This window comes from Marinomonas sp. UCMA 3892 (genome assembly GCF_012726345.1).
Lineage (GTDB): Bacteria > Pseudomonadota > Gammaproteobacteria > Pseudomonadales > Marinomonadaceae > Marinomonas.
In genome coordinates, this window is sequence record NZ_PTXN01000007.1 from 242,618 (window position 1) to 263,380 (window position 20,763).

Consider the following 20,763-nt stretch of genomic DNA (forward strand, 5'->3'; position numbering starts at 1 on the left):
ACATTTTTAAGTGAACTGTGAGTTATCTGGGGCGCGTATCTAATGAAACCCTAAGAAGGAGTTGCGTCATGTTATTAAAAGAACTAAAAAAAATCTCTCATATCGATAAAGTAAAGCTGCATTCTCTTGAATTAAATTTGTATCAGTTGTCCGTGGTAATTGGGGATGAAGAAGATTATGTCCAAACGGAACATGGGCGTTTTTTAACAAGTCATAACAAGCTGGATTTACAGGCTTTATTTAAGGATAAGACGGTTGGCGCAATGGTGCTGTGTCATCAAAGTGCCTATGACGAAATGGTTGGCCAGCCAGTAGGTATGGGAAATTTCTTAGAAGTACCGCTTGGTAATACGGATTTGTCTTAGAAGGTTTGGTGTTGCCTCAGCTGCCTGTATTTTTTAATACGTGCATTCTTTCGCCGTTTTCTTCCATTTGGGAAAATACTTTCGCATAGCTGTGTGTGACATTGGCATGTTCACGCATGATAGCTTCAGCTCGGCTTCCCTGCCCATGGCTGATGGCATCAAATACCGCATGGTGCTGCATATGGGCAAAATTAAAACGGCGATACTCCTGTGCTAGATTATTACGATCAAATGCTAGGGCACTCACCGATGCAAAAGGCAGATGTTCATTACGACTTAATGCTTCTGCTATGGCTGGATTTAAACTGGCTTCTATAATAATTTGATGAAAACGCTGGTTCATGTCGTGGTATATGGCGAGGTCTTGTTCATTGATGTTGCCTTTCGCAAACAATTCATCACCTTGTTTTAATAGTTGTAGCAATTCATTGATCTGGGCTTTCGATAGTGTATTTTCCGCCGCCTGTCTTGCTGCCAACCCCTCAAGTACTCCTCGTACTTCAATAGCGCCGCTAATTTCTGCCTGCGTCACTTGACGAACAATGTAGCCACGTCCGGATAATTTAGTTAGTAAGCCTTCCTGTTCTAAGGTTCGAAAAGCAATGCGTACTGGAGTTCGTGAAACACCAAGTTGCTCTGCTGTAGGGATCTCTGCAAGGCGTTGCCCAGCTTCTAACTCACCAGACAAAATCATTTGTCGTAGTCGACTGATTACTTGTTGTCCGGGTTTGTTCATTGATCCTGCCTCTGTGTATTTAGAAAAAATATCATAGCGTAAATTCTGGGAAAATAGTAACGATTGGATCCAATAGAGAAACATTTACATATCAATTGTTTAGCTTGAATGCCATTATTCATTATGTATCAAATGGATCCAATTAATGCATAACTATATTGTTTTATGATTTATTTTGTCTATATTGGATCCAATAAATAAAAATAAAAGCAGGAGAATTTCTATGAGTCAGCAAACTTTCCCTAAAAACATGTGGTATGTCGCTGCGATGTCTGAAGAGGTGGCGGGCAGCAAACCTCTTGGTCGTAAAATTTGTGGTGAAAGCATTGCTTTTTACCGTTCCCACGATAACGAAATTGCTGCGGTGCTGGATTTCTGTCCGCATCGTGGTGCCGCTTTGTCATTGGGTTATGTAGAAGATGGCCTTTTGGTCTGTGGTTACCACGGTTTAAAAATGGGGGCGGACGGCAAGACCAAAGAAATGCCTTTGCAACGAGTGAAAGGCTTTCCTTGTATGAAGTCTTATGCGGTTGAAGAGCGCTATGGTTTTATTTGGGTGTGGCCTGGTGATCAGTCTCAAGCCGATAAAGACTTAATTCCTCATCTGGAGTGGGCGGTAAATCCTGAGTGGGCTTATGGTGGAGGTTTGTATCATATCAATTGTGACTATCGTTTGATGGTAGATAACTTGATGGATTTGACTCACGAAACTTATGTTCATGCTAGTAGTATTGGTCAGAAAGAAATCGATGAATCTCCTGTTTCTACTAAAGTTGAAGGCGATAAGGTCATCACTAGCCGCTTTATGGAAAACATTATGGCACCGCCATTTTGGAGATCTGCTCTTAGGGGGAATGGTTTGGCAGATGATGTACCAGTAGATCGTTGGCAAATTTGTCGTTTTAGTCCACCATCTCATGTGATGATTGATGTGGGAGTTGCTCATGCTGGACATGGGGGCTTTGAGGCACCTGCGGATAAAAAAGCCAGCAGTACAGTGGTGGATTTTATTACCCCAGAAACAGAAACGTCGATTTGGTATTTCTGGGGGATGGCGCGCAACTTCAAACCGGAAGATCAAGAGCTAACAGATACAATACGCGAAGGGCAGGGCAAGATTTTTGCTGAAGATTTAGAAGTGCTTGAACGTCAACAGGAAAACCTATTGGCCTTTCCAGATTATGATTTGTTAAAACTGGATATTGACGCAGGTGGTGTTCAATCAAGAAGAGTGATTGACCGAATTATTGCGAAAGAGCAGGCGGCTAAACAGCAACCTAAAGCGTCCTCGTCGTCAAATGCGCCGCTTCAAACCGCTTCTTTCTAACAAAGGCGCTGACAAGAGAGTTGCTCTAGTTGCTCTCTTGTCAAATAAGAATAATAAATTAGGAGTACTTGATGATTCAGGTAGTAGTAAGAAATGTGGTGACTGAAGCGCTAGGTGTGGTTCGATTGGTTTTAGGTTCCGTGGATGGTTCTGATTTGCCAAGTTTTGAACCCGGAGCTCATATTGATGTTCATTTGCCTAGTGGTTTGGTTCGACAATATTCTTTGTGTCGTATGCAATCTGAAGGGCAGTATTATGAAATAGCAGTGTTAAAAGACCCTCAATCAAGAGGTGGTTCAGAGGAAGTGCACCGCTTGCAGATAGGCGACGAATTATCAATTAGTGCCCCTAAAAACCACTTTCCTTTGATGGATGTAGCGCGTCACAGTGTCTTGATTGCTGGTGGTATTGGTGTAACGCCGATATTGCCAATGGCGCAGCAATTGCAAAAAAAAGGTTTATCCTTTGAATTTCATTATTGTGCCCGATCTCCAGAAACAGCCGCTTTTGCATCGGCATTAAAAAATGCTTCTTTTGCTGATAAAATGCACTTTCACTACAGTGAAGTGGCAGGCTCTAGTCAAATGGATGTAGTGAGTGTTTTGTCTCGTCATGTGAACGATTCTGAATTGTATATTTGTGGTCCCGCTTCATTTATTGATTACGTGTTGTTGCAGGCAAAAATGCTAGGTTGGCCTGAAGACAGATTACACCGAGAGTTCTTCGCAGCACCTGCTGTAGATGAGAATGTAAGTGAGAATACTGCCTTTAAAGTTAAGATACACAGTACAGGTGAGGTTTTAGATGTTAGAGCCAATCAAAGCATTTTTGAGGCTTTAGATGAGAACGGTATTTTCCTTGCTGTATCCTGTGAATCTGGCGTATGTGGTACTTGTCAAACAGGCGTTATAGATGGCGTGCCTGATCACCGAGATGTCTTTTTAACGGATAAAGAACATGCTCAAGGTAAGTTGGTTATGCCTTGCTGTTCTCGCTCAAAAACACCTGTCTTAGAGTTAGACTTATAACTCTGGTTTAACAGGCCTCGCTTTTCTTGGTATAGATCTTTCACTCAATGTAAAACAACTGTGTTTTACATTGAGTGAAATGCCTTCCGATGTTATTATTTTCCCCCGTCCTGAAGGTATATTGTTATGTGCTTTCAAATCTCATTTTTTTATATTTTAAGGCGGGTTAAACACTCATGGCGACACGATATATTTTCGTAACAGGTGGTGTAGTTTCATCTCTTGGTAAAGGTTTGGCAGCAGCATCTTTGGCCGCTATCCTTGAATCTCGTGGTCTAAAAGTCACCATGCTAAAGCTAGATCCATACATCAACGTGGATCCAGGCACCATGAGTCCTTTCCAGCACGGTGAAGTTTTCGTTACTGAAGACGGTGCCGAAACTGACCTAGACCTTGGCCATTACGAGCGTTTTATCTCCACTAAAATGGGCAAACGCAATAACTTCACCAGTGGTCGTGTTTATCAACATGTTCTTAAAAAAGAACGTCGTGGTGAATACCTTGGTGGAACCGTTCAAGTTATTCCTCATATTACAGATGAAATCAAACGTCGCGTTATTTCTGGTGCCGAAGGCTCAGATGTTGCTTTGGTTGAAATTGGTGGTACCGTTGGTGATATTGAATCACAACCTTTCTTAGAAGCTATTCGTCAGTTAAAAGTGGAATTGGGGCCACGTCGCGCATTGTTCATGCATTTGACACTGGTTCCTTATATCCGCACTGCAGGCGAAACTAAAACTAAGCCTACGCAGCATTCTGTAAAAGAACTGCGTTCTATTGGTATTCAGCCTGATATTCTTATTTGTCGTTCTGAAGTGTCTATTGAAGCGCCAGAGCGTAAGAAAATTGCTTTGTTTACTAGTGTTGAAGAACGTGCGGTTATCTCCCTTCCTGATGCCGACACTATTTACCGCATTCCACAAATGTTGAATGACCAAGGGTTAGATAGCTTGATCGTTGAATATTTCAATCTAGACTGCGATATGCCAAATTTAGATATCTGGAATAAAGTGACTCAGGCTAAATTGAATCCTGAGAAGCAAATCAATATCGCTATGGTTGGTAAATACATGGAGTTGTTGGATGCGTATAAGTCTTTGATTGAAGCAATGGATCATGCTGGCATCCATGCTCGCACAAAAGTTAAATTGCACTACATTGATTCTGAAAGCATTGAAGAAAAAGGTACGGAAGTACTAAAAGGAATGGATGCGATTCTAGTTCCTGGTGGTTTCGGTGAGCGTGGTGTTGAAGGTAAGATATTGACGGCTCAGTATGCTCGAGAAAACAAAGTGCCTTACTTAGGTATTTGTTTGGGCATGCAAGTAGCGGTAATCGAATTTGCTCGTAATGTGGCAAATTTAGCCGGTGCGCACAGCACCGAGTTTAATTTAAAAGCAGAGAACCCAGTTGTTGGTCTGATTACAGAATGGACTAATGCAGAGGGTTCCAAGGAAATCCGGTCAGAGGAATCCGATCTAGGTGGCACTATGCGCCTTGGCGCGCAGAACTGTAATCTTACTGAAGGCACAAAAGCCTTTGACGCTTACGGTAAAGCAGTCATTAAAGAGCGTCATCGCCATCGTTATGAAGTAAACAACTTTTATGTTGATGCGTTGGAAAAAGCAGGTCTGACGATTTCAGGTCGTTCAGAAGACAATTCCTTGGTAGAAATGATCGAGATTGCTGATCATCCATGGTTTGTTGCTTGTCAGTTCCATCCAGAATTCACTTCAACACCTAGATATGGACACGGCCTGTTCAGTGCCTTTGTACATGCGGCACTTAAATACGCAGGAAAAGAAAAATAAATAGAGCCCCTCGCACGACTACTGTGCTTGCCAATACTTTGTTAAAAATAGACTCGAAATGCTCATTTATAAACTGTGCTTTTCGTCTATTTTTGCCTAGCCTTGGCTTCGCTCGTTACATCGTGCAAAGGACTCAGTCATGCAAACAGGCAGTTTGTGATTTTTCATTTATTTTAAGAGGTTTGTTATGAGTCAAATCGTTGATATTAAAGCCAGAGAAGTTTTAGATTCTCGTGGTAATCCTACTGTTGAAGCCGATGTTATTTTGGCAGATGGCTCCGTAGGTTCAGCGTGTGCACCGTCTGGTGCCTCTACCGGTTCTCGTGAAGCTTTAGAATTGCGTGATGGCGACAAAAGTCGTTATCTAGGCAAAGGCGTATTAAAAGCAGTTGCTGCGGTTAATGGCCCAATCCGTGACGCATTGATTGGCAAAGATGCCCTTGCTCAAGCTGAAATTGATCATATTATGATTGATCTTGATGGTACAGAAAACAAATCTACTTTTGGTGCTAACGCTATTTTGGCGGTTTCTTTAGCAGTGGCGAAAGCAGCGGCAATTTCTAAAAAAGTACCATTATATGCCCACATTGCAGACATCAATGGTACTCCAGGTGTTTACTCAATGCCTGTACCTATGATGAACATCATCAATGGTGGTGAGCACGCAGACAACAACGTTGATATTCAAGAGTTCATGATTCAACCAGTTGGTGCACCAAATTTCCGTGAAGCTTTGCGCTATGGTGCTGAAATTTTCCATGCACTGAAAAAAGTATTGAGCGATCGTGGTTTAAGTACTGCGGTTGGTGATGAGGGTGGTTTTGCACCTGATCTGTCATCTAATGCTGAAGCATTGGCTGTTATCAAAGAAGCGGTTGCTGCAGCAGGCTACGAGCTAGGTAAAGACATTACTTTGGCGATGGATTGTGCTGCCTCTGAGTTTTACGACAAAGAAGCAAATATCTACGACCTTAAAGGTGAAGGTAAAAAGTTCACCTCAGAAGAGTTCAACTTCTTCCTACAAGACCTTACTAAGCAATATCCGATTGTTTCTATCGAAGATGGTCTTGATGAGTCTGACTGGGATGGTTTCGCACATCAAACTAAACTAATGGGTGATAAAATCCAATTAGTGGGTGATGATCTGTTCGTTACTAACACTAAGATTCTGCAGCGTGGTATCGATAATGGTATTGCGAATTCAATCTTAATCAAGTTTAACCAAATCGGTTCTTTAACTGAGACGTTGGCTGCTATTAAAATGGCAAAAGACGCTGGTTTTACAGCAGTTATTTCTCACCGTTCTGGTGAAACAGAAGACGCGACTATTGCAGATCTTGCAGTTGGTACTGCGGCTGGTCAAATTAAAACGGGTTCACTATGCCGCTCTGACCGTGTTGCTAAGTACAACCAATTGTTACGTATAGAAGAGCAATTAGGTGGTAAAGCACCTTATAAAGGTCGTTCTGAGATCAAAGGTCAGGCTTAATATCGTCTGATTTAAAAAAGGGAGGACTTGGTTCTCCCTTTTTTTATTTTTTTTGCTTTGATTCCTTTGATAATGAGGAATATGTTTTTTTAGATGTTGAGGGTGTTATATGGCACGTTTGTTAATTTTCTTCTTTGTCTGTGCCGTGGGTTATCAATCTTATCATTTGTATTTTGGTGAGCAGGGCGTTAAGCGACAAGAAGAACTAGCAAAGCAGATCGCCTATCAAGAGCGTATTAACTTACGCCTGAAGCACCGTAATCAAGCCCTTAGAGCGCAAGTACATGATCTTCGCCTTGGAGAAGAGGCGGTAGAGGAGCATGTTCGTAGCGAACTTCAGTATATAAAAGATGGTGAAGTGTTTTATCGCATGGTGAATAAAAAATGATAAAGCCTTTGTGGGTTATCATTCCTGCCGCTGGTGTTGGCCAGCGTATGCAAGCGAATTACCCAAAACAATATTTACCTCTTGCCGGACAAACTATTCTAGACCGAACTATCGAGATTTTTGTTTCGCATCCGCTTATCGCTGGTGTGCTAGTTGGTGTGGGTGAAAATGATGCATATTGGCCAGATTCAAAATGGCAGCAGCACGATTTAGTTCATAGGTTTGTTGGTGGTAAAGAACGCTGTGATACCGTACAGAAAGGCCTGCGTTATTTATTGGATACGGTAGACATCATGCAACAAGACGTTTTAGTTCATGATGCCGCTCGGCCTTTGTTGAGTCAAAAAGCACTTAACCGAATTATTAATCATAGTTCTGAGCAAGGCGCGCTTTTGGCTATGCCTGCGAAAGATACGGTGAAACTTCAGGTGGCTGATCAGCCAGTCGTTGATGCTACCCTTGACCGTAATGCAATCTGGTTAGCGCAAACACCGCAAAAGTTTCCTGCTCAGGCATTATTAGATGCTTTGGAGTGCGCTCAAAATGAAGGTGTTGCAGTGACAGATGAATGTTCTGCAATGGAATTTGTTGGTTGGCACCCCGATCTTGTTGTTGGAGAAAGCAGCAATATCAAAATAACCTTACCGGAAGATTTATTAATCGCTGAAGCACTATTTTCTTATCTCTCAGATTCTGATCTTTCGAATTGAAGCTATTCAAGTTTAAACAGTAAGTGCAATTCATAGCACAGGAGTAACTATCATGATGCCGTTTCGTATTGGCCATGGTTTTGATGTTCATAAATTTGGTGAGGGTGACAAGATTGTCATCGGCGGTGTGTCCATTCCTTATTCGCAGGGTCTTATTGCTCATTCGGATGGTGATGTGGCATTGCACGCTTTAACAGATGCTTTATTGGGCGCGGCTGCTTTAGGTGATATTGGAAAACATTTTCCTGATACTGATGCTGCTTTTGCGAATGCTGATAGCCGAATATTACTCAAGCGAGCCTATCAAGAGGTACAAGCTCTTGGTTTTAAGGTGGGTAATGTTGATGTCACCATTATTGCTGAGGCACCGAAAATGCGTCCTTATATTGATGCAATGCGTGCCAATATTGCCAAGGACTTAGAAGTGGATATAAGTGCTGTTAATGTGAAAGCAACGACGACGGAAAAGCTAGGCTTTACTGGTCGCAAAGAAGGTATTGCTGTCGAGGCGGTAGCGCTTATTTTTAAACAAGTTTTGTTAAATAAAGTTCTTTCTAATCAAGGTAATATATGAATACCGAATGGCGATATGCTTGGTCTAAACCAACTGTTACTGGGGATTTAAAAACCCATGTGCAAGACTTTTATGTCGAAGAGCAGTTAGGTTTTGAACCTGATGGCAAAGGTGAGTTCTGCTTTGTGTTTATTGAGAAGGAAGGAGTGAATACTGAATTCCTTGCTAAACGCTTGGCTCAAATTGCTGGTATTGCTCCGAATAAAGTGACTTACAGTGGTGTGAAAGATCGTCATGCTTGTACTCGTCAGTGGTTCTGTTTACATGTGTTGAATCAAGAACCAGATTTAACGACCATTCAGGAAGCGTTTAGAGAACCGGAGAATGTTCGAGTAATTGCACAGTTACGTCACTCGAAAAAGCTTCGTACCGGCGCGCATTTAGCGAATCGCTTTGTTATCCGTCTTCGCGATGTTAATGGAGATCTAGACGAGTTAGAAGGGCGTTTGAATCTGATAAAGCAAGGCGGTGTGCCCAATTATTATGGTCCTCAGCGTTTTGGGATAAACGGTAATAATTTGCACTACGGCAAAGATTTTGTCCTAAAAGGGCGGCAAAGTCGCCGCAAATTATCAAAGACAGAATCCTTTTGGCTATCGGCTATTCGTTCTTGGTGTTTCAATGAGGCATTAAGCGATCAAGTTGAAAACGGTATGTGGATGCGTTTATGTGATGGTGATATCGCTCAGTTTCAGCATAAAGATGAGCAGTTCCGTGTAAAAGAAGTCGGTGCTTTGATGCACTTAAGTGTAATGCGAGGCAGTATAAGCCCCGTATTGCCTATGATTAGTGAGGGTTGGGAGGCTGGCACCGGCCATCAGCGCGAGCGAGTGATGAAAGACTCTTTGGCGGAAAGTATGGACGTGGTTGATGCTTTGATTGCCTTTGATCTTTCTAGAGATAGCCGGTTGGCGCGCCTTGTGCCGATGAATATGGCGTGGGAATTGCTAAGAGAGAAAGAAGGAAGTGCGCAATTGATCGTTGAATTTTCCTTACCAAAAGGGTGTTTTGCGACCAGTCTGTTGCGCGAAATGATAGATTATACGGATAAGTCTGCAGAGAAATACCATGAGAATATTGATCGCTAATGATGATGGTCTTGATGCGCTTGGTATACAGACGCTAGCTAAATATTTACAGCGAGAGTACGCCATTTTAGTGGTGGCGCCAGATCGTAATCGTAGTGGCGCTAGTAACTCTTTGACCTTGTCTCGCCCTATACAGCCGGTTAAGGTTGTAGAGGGGCAATATCGTGTTGACGGTACGCCGACAGATTGTGTCAATCTGGCACTGTCAGGAGTAATTGATGGCGATGTGGACTTGGTTGTCTCTGGAATTAATCACGGAGCCAATTTGGGTGACGATGTTATTTATTCCGGTACGGTTGCTGCTGCCATGGAAGCGCGTCATTTAGGGCGTCCTGCGTTAGCTGTGTCCTTAGTTGGAAATCTGCATTTTGATACTGCAGCAAAAGTTATTATGCAGCTTTTGAAGGATTCTCATACTCTTGAGTTGCCTGCTGGTATCTTATTGAATATCAATGTTCCAGATGTTCCATATAGCGAGCTCAAAGGTATACAGGTGACACGTCTTGGTTATCGCCATAAGGCACAAGCGCCTATTTCAGCTCAACACCCTAAGGGTATTCCAAGCTTTTGGATTGGTGCTTTGTCTGAGCCTCATGATGTGTCGGAGGGAACGGACTTTTGCGCTGTGAGCAAGGGCTATGTTTCTATTACGCCAATTCATACGGATATGACTTGTTATGAAGCAAGATCTCCTCTTACAAAATGGACAGACACAATAACGCTATGAGCCTGCACGATCTTAACTGGTTAGTTTCACATACAGAGCCCAAAGCTTCTAAGATGGTTGATCAGCTTAAAAAGCATGGGGTTACGCATGAAGAACTACTGGCCCTAATGGGCTCTATTCCTCGTCATGAGTTTGTGGAGCCTGCGTTTTCGCATTTGGCTTATTCAGCAACGCCACTTCCTATTGGTCGAAATCAGACTATTAGTCAGCCGCTTACTGTAGCCAGAATGAGTGAGTGGCTTTTAGCACATTCTCGGCTTGGTCGTGTATTGGAAATTGGTACCGGATCTGGCTATCAGACGCGAATTTTGTCGCATTTTTTTAATAAAGTTCATACTGTCGAGCGTCAAGAACCGCTTTATTTACAAGCGAAGAAGCGTTTGTCTTCGATGGGAGTCAGGAATGTTGAGTACTTATTTGGTGATGGGCAAACTGGCTGGCCTAATAAAGTAGAGATGGATGCCGTTATTATTACCGCAATGGCAAGTAAAATTCCGTTAGCCTTGACGGATTGTCTGAAACAGCAAGGTATTTTAATTATGCCAATTGATCATCCTAGTCCACAGATAGGCTGTTGGCGTAAAGAAGGTGACCGTTGGAAATGTCTAGGGACAGAACCTGCGTATTTTGTGCCCTTATTAGAAGGAATGGAACATGCCTAAATGGCTTAGAGTGTATTTGAGTGGTGTGCTAATGGGCGCTGCCGATGTTGTCCCTGGTGTGTCTGGTGGAACCATTGCTTTTATTTTAGGTGTTTATGATCGACTTATTAATGCTTTAAGTGGTGTGAATAAAGCCAGTTTGGTGATGTTGTTTAAAGGTGATTTAAAAGGTTTATGGAAGCATTTTGATGGTGCTTTTTTATTGTCATTGGGGGCGGGTATTGTCACCAGTATTTTTATGCTTGCTGGTTTGATCACACATCTTTTGGTTGTTTATCCAAGTTATTTGTGGAGCTTCTTTTTTGGCTTGATCTTAGCGTCAGCTTATTTCTTAATTGGCCAGATATCTGGCTTTTCTTGGCGGCACTTTGGTGGGCTTATGGTTGGTGTAGCTGTTGGTGCTAGCTTATCCTTACTTGTTCCAACTCAGTTAAATACGTCTTACACCATGGTTTTTTGCTCGGGCATGATTGCAATTTGCGCGATGATTTTGCCAGGTATTTCAGGCAGTTTTTTGCTGCTGATGCTTGGAATGTATGGATTTATTCTTTCGGCCGTTAAAAGTCTGGATCTTGCTGTTATTTTGGTTTTTGCAGTTGGCGCTTTGATTGGATTATTAATCTTTTCTAAAGTTCTTCATTTTTTGCTCAATCATGTGAGGTCCATGACTTTGTCATTCCTTACAGGTGTTATGCTGGGGGCTCTAGTTAAAGTATGGCCTTGGAAAGTGACGGATACTTGGAGTGTGATAGGTGATAAAAAACTGCCGTTAGAAGAGCATCTTGTGTTGCCTTGGGAGCTTATTAATTATTATTGGCCGACTGATTTTTTACTTCCAGTTGTGTTTGTTTTTATAGGTTTTTTGAGTGTGATTCTTATTTCTTACATATTTTTACGAAAATCGACAAATAGTAATAATTAATTTAAATCGGATATTGGGGTCAAGAATTATCTTCTGTTGCGTCCTTAAAAGTCATAATTTTTCATCGCTAGCTTGGTTAATGAGTCGGCTTGTTTTGTTGTGCTTTTTGTTGTCTGGATGCTCTTATGAAGTGTTGCATTATTCGGCAAAAAACAATCGAACTTATGCATCAAATAATGCCAGTGTAGCTTCTATTCCTTCTTCTGGTGTGCACCGTGTTCAGAGCGGTGAAACCTTGTTTTCTATTGCTTTTCGCTATGGTTTAGACTATCGCGAGCTTGCCAAATCGAATCATATTGATTCTCCTTATACGATTTACCCTAAGCAAAAAATCCGTCTAAATGGCGTTCGAAATACGGCTCCTTCAGACTCTAATAATTCGACATCTTCTATTCCTTTAATAGTATCAAATACGAAAAATATACCCCCTAAATCTGATCCGGTTGTTTCTATTAAAGCGCCTGAAAAGTTGCCAAAAAGCGACATGAAAGACGAAAAAATATCGGGTAGCTGGTCTTGGCCTGTGGATGGAGAAGTCACTAGGGGGTTTTCAAATGCAGGCGTTAGTAGTAAAGGTATAGATATAAAGGCTGAGCAAGGGGCATTGGTAAAAGCAGCTGCTGATGGAACGGTTGTTTATGCAGGTAGCGGTCTTATTGGTTATGGCAATCTTGTTATTGTGAAGCATAATGATATGTATCTTAGTGCTTATGCTTACAATGAAAGAATATTGGTAAAAGAAAAGCAAAATGTTCGAGCAGGTGATTCTCTTGCTGTTATTGGTGGTAAGGGAGATGATAGACCACTACTTCACTTTGAGGTTCGTCGAGATGGTCGGCCTATTGACCCGTTAGATGTTTTGCCCAAAATGAATTAAGCGAAATTAGCGTTTTAAGGAGGGGACATGAAGTTTGCAAATATGGATAAAGAAGCAGCTAAGGTTTCGAATATTGGAGATTTTGATCTTGATACACTAGACGATGAGCTTATTGGAGATGTGCTTGTTGACGAGGAACTGGTTGATGAAGAGTTTGAGTCGGCTGTAAGTGCTCGTTATGCCGACGCTGACTCTAGTCGTAACCTTGATGTTACTCAGTTGTATTTAAGTGAGATTGGTTTTTCTCCATTGCTTACTGCTGAGGAAGAAGTATATTTTTCTCGCCTTTCTCTAAAAGGCGATCAAAAAGCGCGTACGCGCATGATAGAAAGTAATTTGCGTTTGGTTGTTAAGATATCTCGACGTTACCTTAATCGAGGTTTATCTCTTTTGGACTTAATCGAGGAAGGTAATCTTGGTTTGATTAGGGCTGTGGAGAAGTTTGATCCAGAGCGTGGATTTCGGTTTTCGACTTACGCTACTTGGTGGATACGGCAAACCATTGAGCGTGCGATCATGAATCAGACAAGAACCATTCGCTTGCCGATTCATGTGGTAAAAGAGCTTAATGTATATTTGCGCGCAGCTCGCGAACTGACACAAAAGTTAGATCATGAGCCTAGTGCTGAAGAAATTGCAGAAATGCTGGACTGTCCTGTAGAAGATGTACAAAAGATGCTTGGCCTGAATGAAAAGGTTAGCTCAATTGATGCAACATTCGGAGGGGACAATAATGATAAGAGTTTGGTCGAAATTTTAGCGGATACTCTTCATCAAGGGCCAGAAGCAGATCGTCAAGATGGCGATGTTTTAAACAGTATCGAACTTTGGCTTGATGAGTTGAGTGAAAAGCAGTGTGAGGTCATTACTCGTCGTTTTGGTTTGCGAGGACATGAAGCCAGCACATTAGAGCATGTTGGCGCTGAAATTGGTTTAACGCGTGAGCGTGTTCGTCAGATTCAAGTCGAGGCATTACGAAAACTGCGTTTAATTATGGATAAAGAGGGTTTGTCATTAGACGATGTGATTCGGTTTGATGATTAACTCATAATTTGAGCCAAAAAGACCCGCATGAAAGCGGGTCTTTTTATGTTCAGGTATGACAAGCTTATAAAGTACTGTCTTTTTGCTCTTCTGGGCTAGCGATCTCAAGAATATGCTGCTGGATTTGTTGTTTGTATTTATCAGACATGCCTTTTACTTCATAAGCTAATATTTCTTTGCCATTATCATCGATCACTTCTGGAAGACCTGTGAATACACGATTTTGTATGTGTGATAAGGTAAAAATATCATCACTAATTACCAGTTTGTTAATACTTTCAGACTCACTTAACTGATGAATGCTCGTCAAAAGTTCTTCGATTTGATCTGGTTCAAAGCGATTTTCTTTTACCATATTGGTAACCTGAGTATTGCCTTGATGTAACCCTAAGTGAAAGTTTAGTTTAGGGATGTCGATATAGAGTTCATTTTCTAGTAATTTATCAACCAATCCTAAAAATAGCTGTGCTGTACTAACTGCATTAATGTATAAATTATCTTCACAATTGTGTGCGCTGAAAAGTACGATCGCTGAATCATTTTCGTATTGATGAACTTGACCTAAGTAGACTTCGCTTGCTTGAAATATTGCTCGATAGATTGGCGTTAATAAATTAGCTACTTTTAGCGGCGTCATATTCTTGTGCCACTCATCTAAATTAAGGATGTCAAAATAAAGAACACAGCTACGCTGTCTGGATTCTTCAAAGATAGCATCAAAGTTTATTTCAAATTGAGGCTTTGGTATTGGGGTAGCACTTTCTTCTTCTGCCTTGATGGGTTTTTCTATTTCTTCTTTAGGGTGTTCGATTGATTGGATTTTTTTAACCGCCTGGAATAGCGCTTTTGCTTCTTTATATATAGGTGTTGGGCATTCGGTTGTTTTTCTTCCTTTACTATAATTAATGAGAGCAGAAGAGGCTTCATTGATCGGGGTAAAAAGCCATCTGGTGATTAAAATGACGAGTAACAACGCAATAGTACAAGTAAATATGGCTACGCCAATTAACAGGTTATTTAGGTGTTGTAATGTCGCCTGAGCGGGAGTTTTGTCTAGCGTAATTAGTACATGACCAACGATTTCGTCCCTGAATTTTATGCTTGAGCTATATACTCTTCGGGTATCACTTGGCCGAAAATCTTGCTCAGATTTCATCCCTGAATTACCGCTGTCCGCTTCTGCCAGTAGCTCGTCTTTTTTGTTAAAGACTCGAGCACTCAAAATATTGTCATCAACCACTAGGCGATTGAGTAACACATTTAAGCTTAATAAATCGTTATTTAATATGGACTGTGTGGCATTGAACGCGGCCTGAGTTGCTAAGCTACTGCCTAATACCTCAGTTTGTTGAGATAAATAGTTGCCTAGTGCATGGGTCATTGTGTACCAAAAAATGCATACAGTGAGAATCATGAGCGAGATGAAGGTGGCAACGGTAATGACTGACGCACTGAGTTTTTTGCGTATGAAAGTAGCAATAGCCTTGGTTTTTGGTTGGGTGTCCATTAACTTCCTTTAGGGTAACTCGTAGATCGATGAGTAAAGTATACACATCATAACGGCCGTTTTCTGAATTCTTTAAAGTAGAACAGGTGCTTAGCGAAAAGAAAACGATTTGCTATAGTAGGCGTCTTATTGAATTAGGAGCGTTTATGTCTGCCAGTATTACTCTTATTGGTTCTTTGAACCCTGAATATCTTGATAAATTTAACGCTTGGTTAGAGGAGCGTGGTTTACAAGGACCAATTCGTCTGTTGTCAGATGCTCAAGATGCTATTTCTGTGGCGCAAGTTATGGTCGATGATAACCTACTTGATCGCGTATCTATTCGAACGGAGCTTTTACGTATATCTAATGATACTGGTATAGATCATATTTATCAGTCGTCAATGTTAGATATTAAAACACCGGGAGTTGCTGTATTTGACATGGATTCCACGCTTATCAAAGCTGAAGTAATGGATGAATTGGCAGTCGAAGCTGGAATAGGTGAGCAAATCTCCGCCGTGACTGCGAGTGCCATGCGCGGTGAAATCGATTTTGTTGAAAGCTTTGTACAGCGCTTAGCTCTGCTAAAAGGTTTGAGTAGCGAGGTTATGGATGGGGTTTATAACAGAATTCAGCATATGGATGGTATTTCAACCTTGATGAAGGTGTTGCACCATTATGGCTGGCATACGGCAATTTTATCTGGCGGCTTTACCTATTTTGCTGACCGAGTTCAAGCTGAATATGGTATGACGGAAGTGCATGCGAATGTCTTAGAAATTCAAAACAATGAACTAACAGGTAAGCATTTGGGTGATATTGTTGATGGAGAACGTAAAAAATTACTTTTGACAAATATTGTTGCCGCACAGAATGTGGATTGGCAACAGACGATTGCTTGTGGTGATGGCGCCAACGATTTGTTGATGTTGAATCATGCGGCTTTGGGGGTAGCTTTGCATGCTAAGCCTTTGGTTAGAGAGCAGGCACCATGCCCGATGAATAATCTTGGCCTAGACGGTATTTTGTATTTGCTGGGTATGACATCTGCGCAAATTCGTGAGTTGTCTGCTTAGTCGTTTATTATCAGGCATTGAAACTTCTGTTTGTTTGAATATTAACGTAATTTTTTGTGCTTGTGATAGAGACAGCTATTGTCACTTCTAAAAGCTTGTTATGATTCCTAATTATAATGATAACAAGCTTTCTTGGGGTGTAATTTTGTCAGAAATACGTTTGTCTGATATAGATTTGAATTTACTGTATGTTTTTCAAGTTTTGATTGAAGAGCTTAATGTCACGAAAGCGGCAACACGACTTAATGTTTCCCAGCCTGCTGTAAGTCGTTCTTTATCGCGTTTGCGTGATGTATTTAATGACCCGTTATTTATTCGAACCTCACATGGTTTGTCCGCTACAGCGAAAACCCAAGATTTGGCACCACTGTTAGCTGACACCTTGAAAGGGCTTGAAAGTCTTATCCAGCCTAGTGAGTTTACCCCTCAAAGCAGTAAGCGTCGGTTTATCTTATCAACCACAGATTTTGGTACATTAACGGTTTTACCTAAAATTCTGGATAAATTTCGGCAAAAAGCGCCGGATGCTATCTTGGATGTAAAATCTTGGAATGAAGATATGGTGGCTGAATTAGATCAAACGAATATTGATGTGGCGGTTGCTGTATTGTCGAAAGAGCCACCAGCAGGTATTCGGGCAATGCGTTTGAAGAGTGATCGCATGGTATGTTTGGCTCGTAAAAATCATCCTAGAATTGAGGGTAAGCTCACCTTAGAAAGCTATTTGCAAGCAAGCCATGTGCAAGTGGTGTTAGGGCGTCGAGAATATTTCGCTGTTGATCGAGAGCTGGAAAAAATGGGACATAAGCGTCATGTCTCGGTACATTTGCCTAACTTTGTGCCTGCCGCTAGGGTGGTTATGGACAGTGATTTATTGTTGACGGTCCCAAAGCTGTTTGCTGAAGATATGGCTGCTACGGTTTCTGAAATTGTTGTACACGAATTGCCTTTTGCCTCACGTGAATTTGATTATTCAATGATTTGGCATGAACGCTTCCAACATGATGCTGCCCATGTCTGGTTTCGAGGGTTACTAAGGCAGGCTTTTCTTGAAGCCTCTGCTTAGTTGTATTTCACTCGCTTATCAAGATGTATTGGATAAGCGAGTTATCCATTCTTTTGTTAATACTTCCACCAAACTGTATCTCCTTAGTGTCATTGCTTCTTCTAGATCCGCAAAATTTTCATCTAGGTAATCATGTAGAATTTTATCTCTTAAAGTAATTAATGATCTAATTTGCTCTGCTTGTTCATAGGTTACATCTTTGTTGGCAATAAGTGCATTGAGTACCTCTTTGCGTGAGGATATTTCAGTTTTATAGTGATGCTTTAGGACGTAACGAGCAAGATCTAGCATAGAGGCCACAAGCAGTTGAAAAGAGTGTTCAATTACCATGGTTTCATCTTTAGAATACTCGACGGTTTTTGCACCTTTCCTAAAAGCATCAAGTCTCTTGATCATCGCGTGCTGATGTTCATATAGAGATGTTTCCCATTCTATGTCTCTCATCTTATTTGCCTTCTACAGATGGTGATTGTTTTAGCATTTTATAAATCAAGAAAGCAGCGCTAATTTTTCAGAGCGCTGCACTTTAGTTTAGGTGAGTTATTAATAAATAGGGAAGTTAGAAGCCAGAGAAAGGGTAAAAAGAATAGGAGTGACCGTATTCTACTAAAGTGTTTGCTTTTATATGCAAGTAACCTTGGCTTTCAGAAGCGGCTAGCAATGCGCCAGAGCTTTGTTGTGGATGAGCATAGGCTAAGCCGTCTTTTCCAATAAAAACCCGTAAGAACTCATCTCTCTGGATTGTTTTATTGCGGTTAAAGCCTGCGTCTACAAGATAATATTGGGGTAGCTCGGCAATTTGACCGGAACAAATAGACAACAAAAGACGCGCGAACCAATGATAGGTTACCAGGGTTGAGCTTGGGTTTCCTGGCAAGCCAAGAAAAGGGGTGCCCTGAAGTGTTGCATGAACAAGAGGTTTACCTGGCTTTATGGCAATCTTCCATAAATGTACTTTCCCCAACTTTTCTAATGCATCTTTCACATGGTCCTCTTCGCCGACTGAAACACCGCCTGACGATAGAATGACATCGCAGGATTGCATTAAGGTTTTTAGCGCGTCTTTTGTTGCTTCTAAGGTATCTGCTGCGTGAATGCAAAGGCTCACATTATGGCCTGCTTGAGTAACAAGAGCACTCAGCATTGGGCCGTTTGAATTGTAAATTTGCCCCGCTTTTAGATGATGACCCGTAGGAATAAGTTCATCACCTGTTGTTAGTATTCCAACATTCAATTGCTTGTAGACTGTAACATCAGTGATGCCAAGGCTAGATAAAAGCCCAATGTGTATCGGCGTAATTTTCTCACCTGCATTAACGACGGTTTGACCGATTTGCATATCCTGCCCTAACGGTCGAATATTGTCGGCAGGCGTAGGCTGTTTATTAAAGATGACTTTATCATCTAGTAGCTCGGCATTTTCCTGCATAACCACCGTATCTGCGCCAGCTGGGATGTTTGCACCAGTGAAAATACGAGCACAGGTTCCAGGCATCAAAGGCACCGGATGTTGGCCAGCGGTAATTCGTTGGCTCACATTAAAATGTTTGCCAGCATGCCAATCTGCACAGGCAAAGGCGTAGCCATCCATCGCGCTGTTATCGTGAGGTGGAACAGATATTCCAGCGACTACGTCTGTTGCCAGAATGCGGCCAATAGAGCTTATGAGGGGGGTTGTCTGCTGTTCTACGCGAACACTAGCACTGCGTCTAATTTCTTCTAGAGCGTCTTCAAAGGCAAGCAAAGTGGACATGTAAGTTATGCCTCATGCTGGTTGGTTGTTGTGTATGGGCCAATTAACATGCTGACAAAATTACAGGGTCTATGAGAAGCATTGAGTTGTTCTTCTAAAATGCCATTCCATGCTGTTTTACAAGCACCTGTGGAGCCCGGTAAACAGAAAATAAGTGTTTGGTTGGCTAATCCAGCAATAGCGCGAGACTGAATAGTTGATGTACCAATTTCGATATAAGAAATTTGTCTAAACAGTTCACCAAAGCCTTCAATTGTTTTATCAAACAGTGGTGTCATTGCTTCAGGTGTGCTGTCGCGTGAATAGAAGCCTGTTCCGCCTGTAATCAAAATTACATGAGTTTCTTCGTCTGCAATCCAGTTCGATACGACGGCACGCATTTTATAGACGTCGTCTTTAACTAGTTTTCTTTCATTGAGTGTGTGACCTGCCGTGGTTAATAATTCAATTAGAGCATCGCCAGATGTATCTTCGGCAATGGACCTAGTATCGGAAACAGTTAAGACACTAATGTTTAGTGGGCGAAAAGGTGTTGGTATTTTGGCCATGTGAATTCCTTATTAGCCTCCTGTAGCGCTCATAAAGCGTAGTATTTGAGGGGCTTCAGCGAGATTAAAATGATGTTTTTGAGGTTTCAGAGCCAGCGCGTCAATAATCGCGTTTTCTAGCTCTGTTGAGTTATGGTGCTTTGAATTTAGTGCTGTCGAGCAATAGGAACTATTGCGCAGTACTGTTTTTAAATCTTTTGAATGTTCGTTGCCTAAACAGAGTAATAAGCGACCTTCAGCGGTTAGCCTGACACGATTACAGGTATCGCAAAAGTTATGGCTGTGAGGTGAAATAACACCGACTCGATGGTCATGTCCTGCTACTTGATAATAACGTGTTGGGCCGCTGGTAGTGGTTGAACTTGGTGTAAGTTCGTAGTGCCTACTAAGCGTTTCTATAACCTCATCACTGGATAGGTAAGTTGAGGCTCGATTATGGTCAGTGATCACACCAAGGGGCATCTCTTCTATAAAACTGATGTCCATTTTTCGGTCTAAGGCAAATTGAGCAAGATCGAAGAGTTCATCGTCATTATGATTTTTGAGCATGACACTGTTAATTTTTAGACGTTTAAATGGTAGTTTGCTGGCGGCTTCTATGCCGTCTATTACTTGTTGGAACTTGTTTCTGCGAGTTAGGGCGTAAAATCGTTCTGCTTTCAGTGTGTCGAGGCTAATGTTAATACGTGACACACCCGCGTCGAGTAAGCTCTGTGCCATTTTATAAAGCTGAGAGCCATTGGTGGTTATTGTTAGTTCTTCTAAACCGTCTGTATTGGCTATTTGCTCGATAGCCCAAAGGATATTTTTGCGTACCAAAGGCTCGCCACCAGTAATGCGGATGCGTTTAGTGCCCATTGAAATGAAGGTTTTCGCCACATGAACAATCTCTTCTAAAGACAATATGTGGTCTCTAGGCATGAAGGTGACATCTTCATCCATGCAATAGGTACAGCGAAAATCGCAACGGTCGGTGACGGAAATGCGTAGATAGTCTATTTTTCGACCAAATGGATCAATTAAAGCGGACGTTACCAAGAAACAAATACCTCACAGATTAAGTGTTCATCAAAGCAAAAAAAT

The 20,763-nt window shown here is 41.7% G+C and carries 22 protein-coding genes; 16 read left to right on the forward strand and 6 right to left on the reverse strand.

Going from position 1 to position 20,763, the window contains the following annotated elements; genetic code table 11:
• Positions 1 to 68 precede the first annotated feature (68 nt).
• Positions 69 to 365, forward strand: coding sequence for a DUF6482 family protein (locus B6N13_RS11840; RefSeq protein ID WP_169459455.1), 297 nt, complete (start codon positions 69 to 71; stop codon positions 363 to 365).
• Positions 366 to 381: 16 nt separating this feature from the next.
• Here the strand turns inward: B6N13_RS11840 and B6N13_RS11845 are convergent, their stop codons facing one another.
• On the reverse strand, positions 382 to 1,101 hold the full coding sequence (locus B6N13_RS11845) for a GntR family transcriptional regulator (RefSeq protein ID WP_169459456.1): 720 nt from the start codon (positions 1,099 to 1,101) through the stop codon (positions 382 to 384).
• 223 nt (positions 1,102 to 1,324) lie between these two features.
• On the opposite strand from B6N13_RS11845, the gene B6N13_RS11850 reads away from it, so the two are divergent.
• The 13 genes from B6N13_RS11850 to rpoS all read left to right on the forward strand — a co-directional run bounded on the left by B6N13_RS11850 (position 1,325) and on the right by rpoS (position 13,748).
• A complete protein-coding gene (locus tag B6N13_RS11850; protein ID WP_012069010.1) occupies positions 1,325 to 2,428 on the forward strand; it encodes an aromatic ring-hydroxylating dioxygenase subunit alpha in 1,104 nt (367 codons plus the stop codon).
• Between the two features lie 71 nt (positions 2,429 to 2,499).
• Positions 2,500 to 3,456 (forward strand): PDR/VanB family oxidoreductase, encoded by a 957-nt coding sequence (locus tag B6N13_RS11855; RefSeq protein WP_012069011.1) that lies wholly within the window; start codon positions 2,500 to 2,502, stop codon positions 3,454 to 3,456.
• Positions 3,457 to 3,632: 176 nt separating this feature from the next.
• A complete protein-coding gene (locus B6N13_RS11860) occupies positions 3,633 to 5,267 on the forward strand; it encodes a CTP synthase (protein WP_169459457.1) in 1,635 nt (544 codons plus the stop codon).
• A gap of 187 nt (positions 5,268 to 5,454) precedes the next feature.
• On the forward strand, positions 5,455 to 6,756 hold the full coding sequence (gene eno, locus B6N13_RS11865) for a phosphopyruvate hydratase (protein WP_012069013.1): 1,302 nt from the start codon (positions 5,455 to 5,457) through the stop codon (positions 6,754 to 6,756).
• Positions 6,757 to 6,865: 109 nt separating this feature from the next.
• Entirely contained in the window at positions 6,866 to 7,144 is a 279-nt protein-coding gene (locus B6N13_RS11870; RefSeq protein ID WP_012069014.1) for a septum formation initiator family protein, read from the forward strand.
• Entirely contained in the window at positions 7,141 to 7,854 is a 714-nt protein-coding gene (gene ispD / locus B6N13_RS11875) for a 2-C-methyl-D-erythritol 4-phosphate cytidylyltransferase (RefSeq protein ID WP_169459458.1), read from the forward strand. Before B6N13_RS11870 ends, ispD begins: the two co-directional genes overlap by 4 nt.
• 52 nt (positions 7,855 to 7,906) lie before the next feature.
• The gene (ispF, locus tag B6N13_RS11880; RefSeq protein WP_012069016.1) at positions 7,907 to 8,428 is read left to right on the forward strand and encodes a 2-C-methyl-D-erythritol 2,4-cyclodiphosphate synthase; all 522 of its coding nucleotides are present in this window, start codon (positions 7,907 to 7,909) and stop codon (positions 8,426 to 8,428) included.
• A complete protein-coding gene (locus B6N13_RS11885; protein WP_169459459.1) occupies positions 8,425 to 9,516 on the forward strand; it encodes a tRNA pseudouridine(13) synthase TruD in 1,092 nt (363 codons plus the stop codon). The genes ispF and B6N13_RS11885 overlap by 4 nt, the downstream gene beginning before the upstream one ends.
• Positions 9,497 to 10,243, forward strand: coding sequence for a 5'/3'-nucleotidase SurE (gene surE, locus B6N13_RS11890; protein WP_012069018.1), 747 nt, complete (start codon positions 9,497 to 9,499; stop codon positions 10,241 to 10,243). Before B6N13_RS11885 ends, surE begins: the two co-directional genes overlap by 20 nt.
• Complete coding sequence (locus tag B6N13_RS11895; protein WP_048813948.1) at positions 10,240 to 10,905, forward strand: protein-L-isoaspartate(D-aspartate) O-methyltransferase; 666 nt, start codon at positions 10,240 to 10,242, stop codon at positions 10,903 to 10,905. Before surE ends, B6N13_RS11895 begins: the two co-directional genes overlap by 4 nt.
• Positions 10,898 to 11,827, forward strand: a complete 930-nt coding sequence (locus B6N13_RS11900; RefSeq protein ID WP_169459460.1) for a DUF368 domain-containing protein — start codon at positions 10,898 to 10,900, stop codon at positions 11,825 to 11,827. The genes B6N13_RS11895 and B6N13_RS11900 overlap by 8 nt, the downstream gene beginning before the upstream one ends.
• A gap of 79 nt (positions 11,828 to 11,906) precedes the next feature.
• On the forward strand, positions 11,907 to 12,704 hold the full coding sequence (locus B6N13_RS11905; protein WP_169459461.1) for a peptidoglycan DD-metalloendopeptidase family protein: 798 nt from the start codon (positions 11,907 to 11,909) through the stop codon (positions 12,702 to 12,704).
• 27 nt (positions 12,705 to 12,731) lie between these two features.
• Positions 12,732 to 13,748, forward strand: a complete 1,017-nt coding sequence (rpoS, locus tag B6N13_RS11910) for an RNA polymerase sigma factor RpoS (protein ID WP_012069022.1) — start codon at positions 12,732 to 12,734, stop codon at positions 13,746 to 13,748.
• 64 nt (positions 13,749 to 13,812) lie between these two features.
• On the opposite strand, the gene B6N13_RS11915 is transcribed toward rpoS, so the two are convergent.
• Positions 13,813 to 15,255, reverse strand: a complete 1,443-nt coding sequence (locus B6N13_RS11915) for an AhpA/YtjB family protein (protein WP_169459462.1) — start codon at positions 15,253 to 15,255, stop codon at positions 13,813 to 13,815.
• Between the two features lie 146 nt (positions 15,256 to 15,401).
• On the opposite strand from B6N13_RS11915, the gene serB reads away from it, so the two are divergent.
• Positions 15,402 to 16,313 carry a phosphoserine phosphatase SerB gene (gene serB / locus B6N13_RS11920; protein WP_012069024.1) on the forward strand — a complete coding sequence of 304 codons (912 nt, stop codon included), beginning with the start codon at positions 15,402 to 15,404 and terminating at the stop codon, positions 16,311 to 16,313.
• A 145-nt stretch (positions 16,314 to 16,458) separates the two neighbouring features.
• A complete protein-coding gene (locus B6N13_RS11925; RefSeq protein ID WP_248280311.1) occupies positions 16,459 to 17,379 on the forward strand; it encodes a LysR family transcriptional regulator in 921 nt (306 codons plus the stop codon).
• 18 nt (positions 17,380 to 17,397) lie between these two features.
• Here the strand turns inward: B6N13_RS11925 and B6N13_RS11930 are convergent, their stop codons facing one another.
• The 4 genes from B6N13_RS11930 to moaA all read right to left on the reverse strand — a co-directional run bounded on the left by B6N13_RS11930 (position 17,398) and on the right by moaA (position 20,718).
• Entirely contained in the window at positions 17,398 to 17,823 is a 426-nt protein-coding gene (locus B6N13_RS11930; protein ID WP_012069026.1) for a HepT-like ribonuclease domain-containing protein, read from the reverse strand.
• Positions 17,824 to 17,938: 115 nt separating this feature from the next.
• Positions 17,939 to 19,132, reverse strand: a complete 1,194-nt coding sequence (locus B6N13_RS11935; RefSeq protein ID WP_169459464.1) for a molybdopterin molybdotransferase MoeA — start codon at positions 19,130 to 19,132, stop codon at positions 17,939 to 17,941.
• 5 nt (positions 19,133 to 19,137) lie between these two features.
• A complete protein-coding gene (gene moaB, locus B6N13_RS11940; protein ID WP_012069028.1) occupies positions 19,138 to 19,680 on the reverse strand; it encodes a molybdenum cofactor biosynthesis protein B in 543 nt (180 codons plus the stop codon).
• A gap of 12 nt (positions 19,681 to 19,692) precedes the next feature.
• Positions 19,693 to 20,718 (reverse strand): GTP 3',8-cyclase MoaA, encoded by a 1,026-nt coding sequence (moaA, locus tag B6N13_RS11945; protein ID WP_169459465.1) that lies wholly within the window; start codon positions 20,716 to 20,718, stop codon positions 19,693 to 19,695.
• Positions 20,719 to 20,763 lie beyond the last annotated feature (45 nt).